The organism is Simiaoa sunii (genome assembly GCF_014337175.1).
In the GTDB taxonomy this organism is placed as follows: Bacteria; Bacillota; Clostridia; order Lachnospirales; family Lachnospiraceae; genus Acetatifactor; species Acetatifactor intestinalis.
Genome location: NZ_CP060633.1, coordinates 2,695,364 through 2,709,275, shown reverse-complemented (window position 1 = coordinate 2,709,275; position 13,912 = coordinate 2,695,364). Strand labels below are relative to the sequence as shown.

Sequence of the window (13,912 nt, the reverse complement as noted above, 5' to 3'; positions counted from 1 at the left end):
ATTTTAATTTTTGTCTCACGCTTTGGTCCCCGTTACTTCATCCGGTCTTGTGGTAAGCACGCTGTACAAGAGTGTGTCCTTCGGGAAGTGGTCCACAAAAGGGATGATCACATTTCCAAAGAACAAAAGCCCCTCGCCGGGACCGGAATGGGTCACATACGAAAGCTGGTGCGGGGAGATTCCCAACTGCTTTGCCAAAATCTGACGGTCTCCCTGGGCCTGGTTGAGCATATAGATAAAGTCCGAGTTCTCAAAAATATTTTCGATCTCACGGGAAGCCAGAAGGTCCTTGACATTCTGCGTTAAACCTGATGGGATTCCGCCCCATTTACGGAAGCGTTTCCAGATCTCCACGCTGAAACTTCCTGTCTGCCCTTTCAAAAGAAGATGGAATTCGTCGATATAGAACCAGGTTGTTTTATGTTTGGAGCGATTGGCCGTGACACGGTTCCACACCGCATCCTGCATGATCAAAAGCCCGATTTCCTTTAAGGCTTTTCCCAGTGACTTAAGCTGGAAACACAGTACCCGGTGTTTATCCATCTGGATATTGGAACGGTGGTTGAACACGTTAAGGGAACCATTGACATAGATTTCCAGCGCCGTTGCGATATTCTGTGCCTCCGGTTCAGACTGTTTCAAAAGCAGCTCGTAAAGATCACCTAAGATCGGCATATTTTCCGGGCACGGGTCCTGCAGGTATTCCCGGTACACCAGTCTGGTACAACGGTCGATGATCGTCCTTTCAATGGGGGAAAGTCCTTCTTTGCCGCCGATGATAAGGTCACACAGCGACAGGATAAAATCACTTTTCAAAGTGATCGGGTTTTCATCATCGGAATAGTCCAGATTGATGTCCATCGGGTTGATGTAGTTCGTGGAAGTAGGGGAAATATCAATGACCTGCCCCTGGGAACCGAACTGCTGTACCAGCGGCCCATACTCATTTTCCGGGTCGGCGATAATGATGTCGTCCTCCGTCAGAAGGAACACATTGACGATCTCACGCTTGGCAGAGAAAGATTTGCCGCTTCCTGGGGTACCGAGAAACAGCCCATTGGGGTTTTTCAGCGTTTTTCTGTTCGCCATGATCAAGTTATTGGAAAGGGCGTTCAGGCCGTAATACAATGCCTCGCCCTCCTGGAACAGTTCACAGGTGGTAAACGGTACAAAGATCGCTGTGCTGCTGGTCGTAAGCCCGCGCTCAATCTCAATCTGGTTCGTACCAAGAGCAAGCGAGGACATAAGCCCCTGTTCCTGCTGGTAATCCAGCCGTTTTAAGGCACAGTTGTATTTCTGTGCCACACCCGAAGCGGCAAAAATATCATTGAACAGCTTCTGACGTTTGGCAGCGATATTTTCCACCAGTACCGTCACAAGGAACATGCGCTCATTGCGGCTCTGTAAATCCTGCAAAAGATTTTTGGCTTCTTCTCCATAGGTGGCAAGGTCGGTGGGAATGATGTCCATGTCATACCCAGATCGGACCGCTTTCTTTTGTTCCTCAATGGTCATTTTCTGCAGGTCCGACATTTTACGCTTGATGTTTCGGATCGCCTGCGCCTGGTCGATAGACTGGATATGCAGGTTGACGGTCACGGCGTCGTTTAAGTCAAGAAGATCCGCTAAAAGCCGGTCGGTAAGCTCCGGCGCCAAAATCTGCAAAAAGGAGACAGCACCGGAATGATCGCCTACCCGGAATGTCTTTCCATCCTTTGAAAAAGACAGCCCGGATGGGGAAATGAAGTCTTTGGTAGAAAGACCGGTCTTAGGCAGATCCGACCACTGGAAATGAAACTTTTCCTGACCGTCCGGGTGAAGCTGGCTGTGAAGAAGCTCCAGACGTTCCAGTCCGTTTAAGGATCTTGCCTGGACTCCAAGGGTCTTGAAATTTGCCAGCACATCCGTTTCAATGCGTTCCAGACGCATTTTCGCAGTACGCAGGTCATCTGCCTCGATCCCAAAGGTAATGTATTTACGTTTGGTGAGACCGTTATTTCCTTTCTGCAACTGGTTCTTTAACATATCCCCGTATTCCCTGCGGATTCCGTCATACTCGTCGCCGCGGGGAGGGATGTCAATGCTTCTGGTAAAATCCTGCATATTGGCCCGCTGGTTGATAAAGGTAAGCTGCACATGGATCGAGGCGTCGAAGTAATTTAAGAAATCGCAGTAACCCTCGAAGATCTGTGCTTTATCATCTGCCTGTGCAAGCTGATAGTTAATATCAAAAAACTGCACCGTTTTGGTGTAAAGGGTATCAGTCAGCCGGCAGATCCCATCCCGGTACATTTCACGGTAGGGAATGCTCTGCTGGACCGTCTGCGGGGCATCTGCTTTCAGCCCGGCAAAAAAGCCGCCTTTTTTAGACGGCTTGGAACGGGCAGACTTAGTTTTGCCCTGCTTTGCATCGGCTCTGGTCTTTTTGGCCTGCCTGATGTTTTTTTGCAGACGCTTTTCCTGAGCTTCCTGCTGCTTGTTTTTTGGCAATCTTTGTAACCTCCTTCTTTGACATAGATTTATACAGGTTATCCGTCCTGTATGGACGGTCCTTCGGCCAGAGCTTATAACGGAGCCGGTTCTTCAAAATCTTTTCTGCCGGCTGCCCGTCACGCTCATACATGGCGAAGAAGAAAAAGGGCATCATCAGCCCGATCATCAAAAGTACAGCCGCCGAGTTCCCGATCGCCCCGCGGGTAAAGAAATACACCGGAAGGCCGACAAGCCCGGCAAGGCTGAAACAAATAAGCTGGCGCTTCGTCAGATTGAAGGCCAGCTTGGTCTTAACTTTGGTTAAATCCTTTGGTACAGGTACATAAGGCATCTATACACCTCCCATCGTAATATAGTTTCCGGTCCATTAGCGTGCACCAAAATCGCGTACCGCTTTCTCCGCAGCCGGACATTCCCGCACTTCCTGAGCCGCATTTTGCAGCCGTGCCAGGACAGAAACAGCCGATCCTCTCTGACACAGGTATTCCTGGCTGTCTCGGATTCCGGCAATATTTTCCCGAATATCCATATCCACGTCGAACACATCCGAAACTGGCAAAAGCCAACGGTCTGCAAAGTATTTCAAAGGATTCTCAAGCGCCAGCACATCATCCAGCATTTCATCCCCGAACTCAAACTTTGTTGTCAGATAGGAATACGCCTCCTGCATGGCTGTAATTTCAGCAGCTTTTTCAATTAAGGATTCCTTATCCTTTGACATAAGGCTTTCCCGGTAGGCAAAGTAATTCTGTCCCAGTCGTTTCATCAGGAGCGTATATTTGTCCTGTGCGGAAGGCTCGCTTGTGAAATGTTCAAATTTTTGCTCTGCATCAATTTCTTTGAGAAGATCGCAGATCGGGAAACTGTGTTCATGGTTATTTTCTTCCCAGCACCATCGGGCTACATCCAACGGGTCCTGAAAAGAAAGAAGTGCCTCTACTTCCGCCGGAGTAAATACATGCTCAACCTTCAGATAATAGTGGAGTTCCGAAAATCCCTGCAACTCGTAAATGCTGCCGATGTTCTGTGCATCCAGCATATCCGCATGAACCTTCAAACACTCGTCCAGCCGTTCCATAAGCAGCCGCTTTGCATCTTGTTCTATCAAAATCACCCCTTTCGCTCCGGCATAGTCAGCGTACAGTTCACTTCATTGCCCCATACATCCCAGCCGGGAGTCTTTTGTCTTGCAAACAGTTCCACTCTGGGCTGATCGCCCATGAGTTTTACGATCTTATCCCGCACCTCGTCCGGTTTCTTGCTGTGCTGCTCAATATGGGAGATCACAAACTGATGGATTCCCGCACACTGGCGTTTCGGACGGCCTCTGGTTGCCAGCAGGCAGACCTCCGCGTTTGAGCGGGTCCAAAAGCCCATGCCATAAAACCAGCTATCCGCTTTCCGGTTCTGTTTGAGCCATAGAAAAGCCAGCGTTTTATATTTGAACCCCCAGGCGTCGATCACCCGGAAGGCTTCATTGAGCTGTGGGAAGGTCGCCCACAGAAAGAGGGCGCTGTCTTTTGCGGCAAGTTCCGATACCGGCAGCGCACAGATTTCTTCAATGCTCATTGTGGGGTAATGGTTTTCCGCAACGCCGCTTCCATGTTTCCTGTCATAATGCCAGGGCGGATCGGCATAGATAATGCCGTACTGTTTCGTTTCCGGCATTAGCGAGCCTGCTCATTCTTAGATGGGGCAGGTTTAGTCGGCTGTTCTTTGACCTTACCGGCATTTTCCTTCAATGCACCGGTCAGGGAAGGCTTTTCCGCAGCTCCCTTTGTTGCTTCAAGAGTTGCCTGCAAATTTTCAATAGCCTGCCCGTACCCATCGATTAAGGCATCGTTGAGCTGCTTGCGGAACTCTGCCGTAACCGGCCAGCAGACATCTTTCCAGTTGCCTCCCTTATCCTGGGTTGCGGGCATATTGACATACAGCCCCTTTTCACTGGAACAGATACGGAAACCGTCAATCTTAAAGCATCCGCCAATCGTAACATTGGCAAACGCCAGCAGGTTTCCCATTGGGGCGATTGGACGCACGCGGACATCCAGCTTCATGCCGTTTGCCATTTCCGGCGTCTGTGTCTCCGGCGCCATTTTTTCTGTATTGGTTTTACTCATATATAAAATCCTCCTTTTTAGAATTGGTTTTGTTCATGCTATCTTGCATTAAATATGGATTTGGATAACGAACCTGTCTTAAACAGGGCAAAGGCCAGCAGCACCGTATAACCCGCCGTTCCCCAGATCGCGCCGTGCACATCGCCGGACGATGGGATAGACTGGACCAGCACTGCATAAATGGCAACACAGATCAGGATCAAAAAACCCTGAAAACCCAGGGCAAAAAGGGAACGCAGATACCCAGTTCCCATTTGTCCCCATTCCCGGTTTGCCATTGTGGAAAACGGGATCGGTGCAAGGCTCACGGTTAAATAAATCTCGATCATACGGCCATATACAATGACAAAGATCACGATGGACAGTACCCACATACACAGATTGATGATGTTGGTTTCCAGCCACAGCCCAATCAGTTCCCACATTCCCATTGCTTCAAGCTGGGTTTCCAGATCAGACAACGCCGCCTGCACATCCAGGTTCCCGTTTATGACACCGGCACTTTGCGACACCACATTTTGGGCCACATCAAAGACCGCCATCACAATCGTAAAACAGTTGGTGAGCAGGTAAGTGGCAACAAAAGTCTTGAAAATCCACTTGAAGATGTTGAATGTATCGAATTCGTGCATGTTGTTCTTTTCGAGAATCATCTGGATCAGTTCATACACAAGAACAAAGGTAAGGATCATGCCCGCAATGGGAATGACGACGGTTTCCGAAAGATTCTGGATCATGGAAAACACGCCGCCATTCCAGCCCTGCGGGGTCTGTCCTACCTGATTTGCCACATCCGCAACCTGGTTGTTGACGGAGTTGAAAATACTGGTGTACTGTCCGGTGATCGCATCGATCAGGCCCTCTTTAATCCAGTCTGTTATCCATTCAAACAGACTGCCCATAAGTCAGCCCTTAACCGAACAGGCCGGAAAGCAGCGGGATCAGCGTTGCACCAACCAGAGCGATACCTCCGCCTGCCATAAGCTGCTTGATCCCCTGGGATTTTGCTTATGTGTGATAAAGAAGTAATAGAAGTGTAAAAAATTTTGCCGTTCCTATCCGGCACTTGCGCAGGGTGTCGGATAGGTCGGGCTTATTCTTCGGGCAAGTCAATCTTGCCGACAAAGCTATAATAAATATCAATGCGCTGGTGGCGTACTTCGTTCTCGTCATACTCACATTCATAGACAACGATTTTCTCCACCATTTCACGCAAGAGGGTGTGTGTCAGTTCCTCGATAGAAAGGTACTTGCGGACAACGTTCATAAACTTTTCAGCGTTTACCGTGGCTTCCTGTGCCTTGTCCAGTTCGCCCTGCAATGCGGCGGCTTTCTCCTTCAGTTCCCGCTGCTCGGCTTCGTAGTCTGCGGACATTTCCATAAAACGCTCGTCATTGATTTTCCCGTTTACATTGTCCTCATACAGACGTTTGATATAGCGGGAAAGTTCTGCAATGCGGCTCTGCACCTGTTCAAGCTGCTTCGTGGCTGCCGCCTGTTTCCGCTTGCCGCCCATTTCATTCTGCTGGATAAGCAGCTTCACGAACCGGGCTTCATGCTTCTGTGCATAGGCGGTCACTTTCCGCAGATTGTCCAGCACACCCGCCGTCAAAAGGTCGGTTCGGATGAAGTGCGCCGTACAGTCGGCGGTGCGCTTCTTATAGCTGCCGCAGATGTAGCAATCCTGCTTTCTCTTGTCGGTCTGATACCGCTGCTGGTACATCACATGACCGCAGTCGGCGCAGAACAGCAAGCCGGAGAACAAGCCCACATCATCGTAGCGGTTGGGGCGTTTGCGCTGCTTGCGTAACTCCTGCACCCGTTCCCATGTCTGCAAGTCGATGATTGGCTCATGGTGGTTCTCGAAAATCGCCTGTTTCTCAATGGGGTTGTCTATGCTGTGCTTCATCTTGTAGGACGGTTTTTCCGTCTTGAAGTTCACAAGACAGCCTGTGTATTCCCGGTTTTCCAACAGATGAACAACGGTATTGGTCGCCCACTTACATTCATAGCCGGGGTGGTAGCGGCGTATGCTGCCTGTGCGCTGGTATTCCAGCGTTCCCGGCGTGGGGATTTCCTGCTCGGTCAGCATACGGGCTATCTTGGTCGGACCGTTCCCGGCAAGGCAAAGCTGGTAAATCTGCTTGACTACCGGGGCGGCTTCCTCGTCAATGATGAAATTTTCGTCCTCGTCCATGAGGTAGCCGTACACGGGCTTGCTGGTAACAGGCTTACCGCTCATGCCTTTTGCTTTCTTAACTGCCTTGATTTTTTTGCTCGTATCTCTCACCATCCATTCGTTGAAAAGATTACGCAGCGGGGTAAAATCGTTGTCGCCCATTGCGCTGTCCACTCCGTCATTGATAGCGATAAAGCGGACGCCTTTCTGCGGGAAAAGCATTTCTGTATACATTCCCACTTGAAGATAATTTCGCCCTAAACGGGACATATCCTTGACGATGACTGTGCCGACTTTCCCGGCTTCAATGTCTGCAAGCATGGCTTGAAATCCGGGTCTTTGGAAGTTCGCACCACTATAACCGTCATCTGTGTACCAGCAGAGATTGGTAAAGCCGTTCTGCTTGGCGTAGGTTTCCAAAATGCGCTTTTGGTTGGATATAGAGTTGCTTTCCCCTTGCAGTTCATCTTCATGGGATAATCTCGGATAAAGGGCGGTAATAAGGTTTTGGGTTGTCTGTCTTAACATGGTTTCCTCCGTTTCCGACAGCCAGCCCCACTATTCCGTACTTCGATTGTACCATACAGCGGGGCGGCTTGTATAGCGGCAAAGTGTAAAAGTGCTTCTTTACCGCCCGTCAAAATGACGTTTTTTTGTGTTAGGGTTATCACGCAGATTCAACTTCATAAATATTTTACTTTTATTTGATAGTCCATTTCATTCTGCTGTGTTATAATGGCAAAAATTGAATTAGCGAGGTAAAAGGCTTATGAAAAAATATATTTCTTTGTTTTTATGTCTGACTTGCATTTTAACTTTAGTTGCGTGTGGGAAAAAAGCTGCTCCCATTCAGTTGCCCCAAACAAGCGACATTACATCTGTTGATGTAACTGTTGGGGAAAACACCACAAATCATTCAGACACAGCTTGGATAAGTGAAATAATTTCTGACATTTCCAGTTCTGAACCAACCAGTAAGCAAAGTGTTCAAGATTTTCCGCAGACTGAAAGTTATATCAAGATTGATTTTCAGTTTGAAACAGGAACAAGTACCATTTTTGCCTATGAGGAAAACGGAAAACACTATATCGAACAGCCTTATCAGGGAATTTATAAAATTGACAGTCAGCTGTACGAACGGCTGCAAGAAACAAACTAAAATTTAACTTATCCATTCAGCGGTCATGTTTCCGGGCATGACCGCTTTTCCATGCCCTCATTTTGTAGCAGCTTCCGCTTCCAGCACCTTAGCCATTTTGTCGGCGGCGGTTTCCTTTGCGCCCTGCTTGAAAAAGCCGGACACGACAAGAACAGAGTTCCCTATACGGATTTCCGTCACGCAATCGGCGGGTGCGGTGCTTTTCATGCTGTGTCTGATATGCTCTTTTTTATCGGTCATAGGCGAACTCCTTTCAATCGTTCATCAGTTGCTTTAAGCGGTTCAGCTTGTTTTGTGCGCTCTCCCTGCGGAAGTTCTCGCCGGAGAAGCAGACAGGGGCGCACATTTCAAGCAGTCGGTCATAAATCCGGGCGTGGGGCGTGTCCTGCGGGTTCTGCAACTCGGTAAGCGTGAGGTTGGTCGTGACGATCAGCGGCTTGCCGCTTCGGTATCGGCTGTCAATCACATTGTAGACCTGCTCTAAGCCATACTCTGTGCCACGCTCCATTCCAAAATCATCAAGGATAAGCAGCGGATAGCGGCAGAGGTTGGAAATATATTCGTTCTTGCCCTCAAAAGTGGCTGCAAGGTCATTAAGAATAAGGGCAAAGTTCGTCATGCGGACGGAGATTTCTTTCTCCATGAGGGCGTTTGCGATACATCCGGCAAGGTAGCTTTTGCCTGTGCCGACGCTGCCCCAAAGCAGATAGCCGATGTTCCCGGCTTTCATGTCCTCCCAATGTTCCACATAGAAATGGGCGGTTTTCATCTGCGGGTTTCTGCCGTTGTCATTGGCAAAAGTCCATTCCCGCATAGCCGGGTCGGTAAAGCCCCGGCGTTTCAGTTCTTCCACCTTGTCCCGGTGCTTTCGCTGCTGTTCGGCGGCTTCACGCTCCATGCGCTGCGCCCGCTGGCAGTCACATTCAGCCGGATGTCGGTCACGCCCAAACAGGGTAGCCTTATCAGCCGGGAAATAGGCTTCTTTCGGTGTCCGGCACTTGCCGCAGTAGAGCAGACCGTCCTCACCTGTGTAGTCCTCCGGCTCGGCGGTGACTGCTGGTATCTGTAAATTCATATCTTCAAAAGCTGGTTTCATAGACTTTCTCCCTCCTTGTAGCTGTAATCGGGTATGCCCCTTTTCGGGGCAGCTTTAGCGGTATCGTCAGCCACCCATCTGCGGATAGTGGCTGCATGGTTCTTGTATTTCCTCCCAGTGGAAGCGATATAGCCGGATAGCCGGTCAATGTAATACTCCCACTTGTCGGGCAGTTCTGCTTGCAGTTCGGAAAGCTCCGTATCTGTCAAAATCACATTTTTGTATCTGCCGTAAGCAGCGGGAGCGGCTCGTCCTGGTTCTGACTCTCTCTCTTTTTCTATCTCTATATCTATCTCTTTCTTTATCTCTATCTCTGGTGGACAAATGTCCGCTTTTGCTTCGGACACTTGTCCACTAAGCCGTTTTTGCTCTGAAATCTTCATTCTTGCCCTGCGCTTGCGCTCCCCCTCGGTAGAGGACTGACCGATGAAAAGCTCGATATTGCTCATATACAAAGCCCCGTTGTCCAGCGGTTCGACAAGCCCCAGCTTCATAAAGATTTGCAAAGCCCGTTCAACTGTGCCGACCTGCTGGCGGGTAATGGTGGCTATCATTTGGGCGGTGTAGGGGATATTCTCGTCAAGCTGCAAAGTGCCGCCGTATTTCAGCGATTTTAAGTACAGCTTCAAGAGGATATTGGAATACAGCATACCGTCCTGCATACTTTCCAGCAGCACGATAGCGTCATCGTCAAAATAGCTTTCTTTCAGTTTGAGGTAATAATATTTGCGGTTATCTGACATAATCTTGGTTCTCCTTATCTGCGGGGCGGGCTTTCCATCTCTTTGAGTAATACCGGGGGCAGAGTACCACGATAGCCCTAAAACTCTGCTTGCAGTCATGGGTACAGCCCCGGCAAAGGGCATTGAAAGTAATGCGGTTTCGCTCATTGAGGAAGAACGCCCATTCCAGCCGCCGCTTCTTGCTCATTCTCGGCATGAAAAAACGCTCCTTTCTTCGGTTTGGTCGGGTATGAGGGGACAGGGGCAAAATCTGTATGTTCCCGGTGTCATTTTCGGGAAAAATCTGCCCTGTAAGCCCCGTTTGCAAGGGTGGGTGTGTTGCGGGTAGGGTAAGCTATACCCCCAGCCTTTTGTATGGTTTCGGTATCATTTCGGGTCGGTTTTTAACGCTCCTGTTCGTGCTTTTTCTGACGGCTCGGTGTGCCGTGTAGTATCTGCTCGGTGTTCCGCTTGGCGGTGGCAAGCTGCTCATGCTCGGCTTTGGCGGTGCGGTAGGTGTTGTAAGCTGCGTTTTTCTCGGAAATGAGGGCTTCAATCTCCGTATTCAGCTTGGAAATGGCAGGCAGCTTCTTTCCCGGTGCAAGCACCTTTAGCTGGCGCAGGGTGGCTTCATAGATGATGAAATCTGCTTCATTTGCCCGGTAGTAGGTTTCTGTCTTTTTGCCTTTCAGCTTCTTGTGTTCCTCAATAGTCGGGCGGGTTCGGCGGTAATCGCTGACAACCTTTCGCAGATTTTTCTTGTCGGCTATGGTCTGCTCAATGCCCCGCAGACTTTCCCTTGCTTCGGAAAGGGCTTTCCGGCTGCTCTCCACGGCTGCGTCCAGCTTGTCAAGGTCAAGCAATCCGTTCTCCATGAGAAAGTTGTGGGTAGCCGCCATCTGTTTGAGATTGTGCAGGGAAGCCCAGCGGTCATAGCCTACGCCCTTGCCCTCGGCTCGTTTCGTTTCCCGGTCAACCATGCGCTGTAAACCGTCCTGTTTCGGGGCGATTTTGGCGGATTTTTCCCTCTGCAAATGCCCCGTCATGCTACCGGGGTATTCGGGTATGGGTGTGGTCTGTTCGGCGGCTCTGTGGGCGTTCTGCTCCAAAAGGGCAAGGACGGCGGTACGGTCAAAATCATCCCCCAGCTTCCGGGCGGTAATGGGCTTGGTTCTGTCCGGCGTGAGATAGGACAGCCGCCCCCGGCTCTCTTTGACGGAGATTCCCGACTGCAAAAGCAAAGCTGAAAATTCGTCAAAGGTGCTTGCCCGGTCAAGGGTGTTGCGTATGGTCTGCCGCAGCTTCGCCTTGTCGGTTTCAAACTTGGTTTGCCGGGGCGTGATACCGTCCGCTATCATCGGGGCATTGGCTTTATCAAGGGCAAGCTGCCCTTTCTTCTGCGCCCAGTATTCACGCTCGGTCACTCGGTTCTTACTGCCATGCAAGAGGTCAATCTGATACAGATTTTCCCGGTGGCACATCTCCATGACTTCGGACTTGAAATATTCCATAGCTGCGTCTGTGCAGCGGTGCTTCATGCCGCATTTCGTGTCCGCTGGTCTGTCCATGTAGGGCAGAAGCGGGACAGCTTCAATCCGCAAGCTGTTTATGACGATATGCACATGAATGTTGCCAGAGTGATTGTGTCCGTCCGGGTGGGTGCAGACAATGGCTTGGTGTCCGGGGAAATGCTCTTTGCAAAATTCCTCGCCCAGCGATTGTGCCTTATCAACGGTCAAGCCGTTGTCCGTTCCGTCCCGTGGGTCGAAGCTGATGATATAGTGGTGGGACTTCACATCTTCCCGTTTTTGGTTTTTGCCATAGCGGAGATTGGAGCGCATACAGGCTACGGCAAAATCTTCATCGCCGCAGTTCAGCGTGGCAAGGCGGTAGTCCTCACGGGGGACAAGCCGCCCGTTTTCATCAAGGGTAGGCTTCATGGTAAACTCGTCATGCTCAAAGGTAAGGTACTGCTCGGCTGCCCCGTAGTCGGCATTTTTAGAGCTGATATGTTTGAATGTTGCCAACGGCTTCACCTACTTTCTGCAAGACTTCAAACTTCAAGGCTGCAAGGTCGGAAATGGCGACTCGGACTTCGCCGGACAGGGCGTTGTACGGCACACCGTATTCGTTCAGATACCGGGCAATCTGATTGAGGTTGCCGCCGATCCTGCCGTATTCGGCGGTCAGCTTCCCAACAGCGGCAAGCAATTCATCATTGACCGGGGAAACGGTAACAATGGGGCGTATGGTTGCCCGTGTAATGGCTTGCCGGATAAATTCGGACTGGCTCATACCATAAGGGGCAAGCCGGGCGGTAAAGTCGGCGTATTCTTCATCGGTCAGCCGGGTCTTGACTACCCTGCTGCGGTGGGGCGTGTTATATCGTTTCATAGGTGGTTGACCTCCTTTCTGTGCGTGGTGTCCTCTCACTAATAGGAGAAAAACGGGGTGTGTAGCGGAACTGTTTTTGAAATAATCCGAAAAGAATTTGCGGGAATTTTTCAAGCGGCTTTAGCCGCCATAGCAGGGTTTGGGGAAGGCACTCCCCAACAAGATTCCCGCAAGGACAAAATGAGCGATAAGCGAAATTTGGTACTGCGGTAGAATCTTGCTCTAAGAAAGTGACGGCTTCCTCTGTGTGGGCTTTTGCTGATACCTCCGGTGGGCGGGGCGTGGATTCTGCCAGCTATGCGGCGGGATTTCTCCCTCTATTACTTACTACGCACGGCAAGGCAAATCTGGCAAAGTTCCCCGGAATTTCTTTTCGTGTTTTCGTAACAGAATTTGACAAAAACGGAAGAATCAGTTCCGTTTTGCAGTGATATACGGACGGTTTCAAAAAATGCCAAACTTTCCGGCAATTATTTTTCCCCTTACTACCTACTACGGGAAAAAAGAAAATTTAGGCAATGTTTTCCAAAAGTATTTGAATTATTTTATTGCGGTGCAAAATCCGGCTTGGTTTTGGGCGCAAAAAAACAGGAAACCTTTTCTTGATTTCCTGTCTTTGGCTGCCGCTGATGGGCGGCGGTTATTCTGTTATCATTCCCCGGAAGCAAACTTGTAGCCCACGCCTAAAACGGTCTTTATGTAAGTGGGCTTGCCGCTGTCCGGCTCTATCTTTTTCCGTAGATTGCATATCACATTTGCCACGTTTGACTGGCAGCTTTCGCTTTCCAGGCTCCACACGGCTTCAAAGATTTGCGCCTTTGTGAATACCCTCCCCGGACTGGTGGCAAGGCAGCAGAGTGCGCCGTACTCTAAACGTGTGAGGGGAATGTCTGTGCCGTTTTTTAATACCCGGCGTTGGTGCAATTTTATTTCCAATCCCGGAAAAGTAAGTACGGGGGAGTGGGGCGGCTGCATGGCTTCCAGCGGTATCATATCAGCAAGGGCGGCTATGGCTTTCTCAACCGCTTTTTCTTCTGTGTCGTTAAATATAAGCATGACTATTTTTGCGACAAATCTCACCTCCTGTTAGGTAGGCTGTCCGTCAAAGCGGAACTGGAACAGGGCAGCGATAAGCCGCCGTTTAATGTTGTCCTCTGTGTCCTTGTTGACCTGTCCGTTTTCAAGGGAAGCACGCCGGATTCGCTTGCTGTAATGCCGCAAAACCTCGTCAATGGCTTCCGGCTCTCCGCTGGTCGCCCGGACAATGGTTTCATACGGTACAAGTTTAGGATTCCTCATGGAAAAGCACCTCCATTTCTTCATGCAGCATTTGCAAGGCACTGTGTATGTGATGCCACGCCGTACTCCGGCAGCGTCCGTACAGTTACCCGATTTCCTGCTGTGTGTAACGCCCGAAAAAATAAAGGTAAATGATTTCCCTCTTTTTCTCTGGCAGAGAGGACAGGGCTTCGGCAAGATTTCCATTTGTGAGGATAACCCTCTGACCGCATATCGTAACAGGGTATTGCTTGTAAGGGTCTATGAAATATGTGTCTGACGTACAAAATGGATAAAACTTTTCTTCTGTGAGATATTCAAAGGATATTTCCCTTTGCCGCCGTTTATCCCTGTCACGCCATGCGTTGATTGCTGCATAGTGTATGACAACTCTGCAAAAGGCATTAAAGGTGTACTCGATATGCTCCTTATATGCTTCTGTGCAAGGCATAAATAGTTCCCCCTTTCTCC

General features: G+C 49.8%; 18 protein-coding genes and 2 pseudogenes. 3 read left to right on the top strand and 17 right to left on the bottom strand.

Going from position 1 to position 13,912, the window contains the following annotated elements; translation table 11 throughout:
• Window positions 1-15: 15 nt before the first annotated feature.
• From H9Q77_RS12580 to H9Q77_RS12545, 8 genes and pseudogenes are all read right to left on the bottom strand, one after another.
• Window positions 16-2,451 (bottom strand): VirB4-like conjugal transfer ATPase, CD1110 family, encoded by a 2,436-nt coding sequence (locus tag H9Q77_RS12580; RefSeq protein WP_408641172.1) that lies wholly within the window; start codon window positions 2,449-2,451, stop codon window positions 16-18.
• A complete protein-coding gene (locus H9Q77_RS12575; protein ID WP_071144312.1) occupies window positions 2,390-2,824 on the bottom strand; it encodes a PrgI family protein in 435 nt (144 codons plus the stop codon). Before H9Q77_RS12575 ends, H9Q77_RS12580 begins: the two co-directional genes overlap by 62 nt.
• Before the next feature lie 36 nt (window positions 2,825-2,860).
• On the bottom strand, window positions 2,861-3,601 hold the full coding sequence (locus H9Q77_RS12570; RefSeq protein WP_330595957.1) for a hypothetical protein: 741 nt from the start codon (window positions 3,599-3,601) through the stop codon (window positions 2,861-2,863).
• 2 nt (window positions 3,602-3,603) lie between these two features.
• A complete protein-coding gene (locus H9Q77_RS12565; protein WP_005361089.1) occupies window positions 3,604-4,161 on the bottom strand; it encodes an MT-A70 family methyltransferase in 558 nt (185 codons plus the stop codon).
• Window positions 4,161-4,613: a SpoVG family protein gene (locus H9Q77_RS12560; protein ID WP_064785871.1), complete on the bottom strand. Its 453-nt coding sequence runs from the start codon at window positions 4,611-4,613 to the stop codon at window positions 4,161-4,163. The genes H9Q77_RS12565 and H9Q77_RS12560 overlap by 1 nt, the downstream gene beginning before the upstream one ends.
• 38 nt (window positions 4,614-4,651) lie before the next feature.
• Window positions 4,652-5,515 (bottom strand): VirB6/TrbL-like conjugal transfer protein, CD1112 family, encoded by an 864-nt coding sequence (locus H9Q77_RS12555; protein WP_005361084.1) that lies wholly within the window; start codon window positions 5,513-5,515, stop codon window positions 4,652-4,654.
• A gap of 10 nt (window positions 5,516-5,525) precedes the next feature.
• Window positions 5,526-5,621 (bottom strand): annotated as a pseudogene (locus H9Q77_RS12550) (Maff2 family mobile element protein); the annotation flags it as partial.
• A gap of 85 nt (window positions 5,622-5,706) precedes the next feature.
• Window positions 5,707-7,320, bottom strand: coding sequence for a recombinase family protein (locus H9Q77_RS12545; protein WP_003533408.1), 1,614 nt, complete (start codon window positions 7,318-7,320; stop codon window positions 5,707-5,709).
• Between the two features lie 241 nt (window positions 7,321-7,561).
• On the opposite strand from H9Q77_RS12545, the gene H9Q77_RS12540 reads away from it, so the two are divergent.
• Window positions 7,562-7,951: a DUF5301 domain-containing protein gene (locus H9Q77_RS12540; protein WP_006859726.1), complete on the top strand. Its 390-nt coding sequence runs from the start codon at window positions 7,562-7,564 to the stop codon at window positions 7,949-7,951.
• A 57-nt stretch (window positions 7,952-8,008) separates the two neighbouring features.
• On the opposite strand, the gene H9Q77_RS12535 is transcribed toward H9Q77_RS12540, so the two are convergent.
• The 6 genes from H9Q77_RS12535 to H9Q77_RS12510 form a co-directional block, all read right to left on the bottom strand.
• Window positions 8,009-8,158: a transposon-encoded TnpW family protein gene (locus H9Q77_RS12535; RefSeq protein ID WP_347045252.1), complete on the bottom strand. Its 150-nt coding sequence runs from the start codon at window positions 8,156-8,158 to the stop codon at window positions 8,009-8,011.
• Between the two features lie 46 nt (window positions 8,159-8,204).
• Window positions 8,205-9,047, bottom strand: a complete 843-nt coding sequence (locus H9Q77_RS12530) for an ATP-binding protein (RefSeq protein WP_003533412.1) — start codon at window positions 9,045-9,047, stop codon at window positions 8,205-8,207.
• The gene (locus H9Q77_RS12525; RefSeq protein ID WP_044929250.1) at window positions 9,044-9,790 is read right to left on the bottom strand and encodes a phage replisome organizer N-terminal domain-containing protein; all 747 of its coding nucleotides are present in this window, start codon (window positions 9,788-9,790) and stop codon (window positions 9,044-9,046) included. The genes H9Q77_RS12530 and H9Q77_RS12525 overlap by 4 nt, the downstream gene beginning before the upstream one ends.
• The gene (locus tag H9Q77_RS12520) at window positions 9,780-9,986 is read right to left on the bottom strand and encodes a hypothetical protein (protein ID WP_015544131.1); all 207 of its coding nucleotides are present in this window, start codon (window positions 9,984-9,986) and stop codon (window positions 9,780-9,782) included. Before H9Q77_RS12520 ends, H9Q77_RS12525 begins: the two co-directional genes overlap by 11 nt.
• A gap of 187 nt (window positions 9,987-10,173) precedes the next feature.
• Window positions 10,174-11,796, bottom strand: coding sequence for a relaxase/mobilization nuclease domain-containing protein (locus tag H9Q77_RS12515; protein ID WP_003533417.1), 1,623 nt, complete (start codon window positions 11,794-11,796; stop codon window positions 10,174-10,176).
• Window positions 11,768-12,163 (bottom strand): plasmid mobilization protein, encoded by a 396-nt coding sequence (locus H9Q77_RS12510; RefSeq protein WP_003533419.1) that lies wholly within the window; start codon window positions 12,161-12,163, stop codon window positions 11,768-11,770. The genes H9Q77_RS12515 and H9Q77_RS12510 overlap by 29 nt, the downstream gene beginning before the upstream one ends.
• A 245-nt stretch (window positions 12,164-12,408) precedes the next feature.
• On the opposite strand from H9Q77_RS12510, the gene H9Q77_RS12505 reads away from it, so the two are divergent.
• Window positions 12,409-12,594, top strand: a complete 186-nt coding sequence (locus H9Q77_RS12505) for a hypothetical protein (RefSeq protein ID WP_055300859.1) — start codon at window positions 12,409-12,411, stop codon at window positions 12,592-12,594.
• Between the two features lie 20 nt (window positions 12,595-12,614).
• Window positions 12,615-12,839 carry a hypothetical protein gene (locus tag H9Q77_RS12500; RefSeq protein WP_147422256.1) on the top strand — a complete coding sequence of 75 codons (225 nt, stop codon included), beginning with the start codon at window positions 12,615-12,617 and terminating at the stop codon, window positions 12,837-12,839.
• On the opposite strand, the gene H9Q77_RS12495 is transcribed toward H9Q77_RS12500, so the two are convergent.
• The 3 genes and pseudogenes from H9Q77_RS12495 to H9Q77_RS12485 all read right to left on the bottom strand — a co-directional run bounded on the left by H9Q77_RS12495 (window position 12,815) and on the right by H9Q77_RS12485 (window position 13,892).
• A complete protein-coding gene (locus H9Q77_RS12495; protein WP_044952027.1) occupies window positions 12,815-13,219 on the bottom strand; it encodes a winged helix-turn-helix domain-containing protein in 405 nt (134 codons plus the stop codon). The genes H9Q77_RS12500 and H9Q77_RS12495 overlap by 25 nt on opposite strands.
• Window positions 13,220-13,249: 30 nt before the next feature.
• Window positions 13,250-13,462 (bottom strand): helix-turn-helix domain-containing protein, encoded by a 213-nt coding sequence (locus H9Q77_RS12490; RefSeq protein ID WP_249325788.1) that lies wholly within the window; start codon window positions 13,460-13,462, stop codon window positions 13,250-13,252.
• Window positions 13,449-13,892, bottom strand: a pseudogene (locus H9Q77_RS12485) (RNA polymerase sigma factor). Before H9Q77_RS12485 ends, H9Q77_RS12490 begins: the two are co-directional and overlap by 14 nt.
• Between the last annotated feature and the right edge of the window lie 20 nt (window positions 13,893-13,912).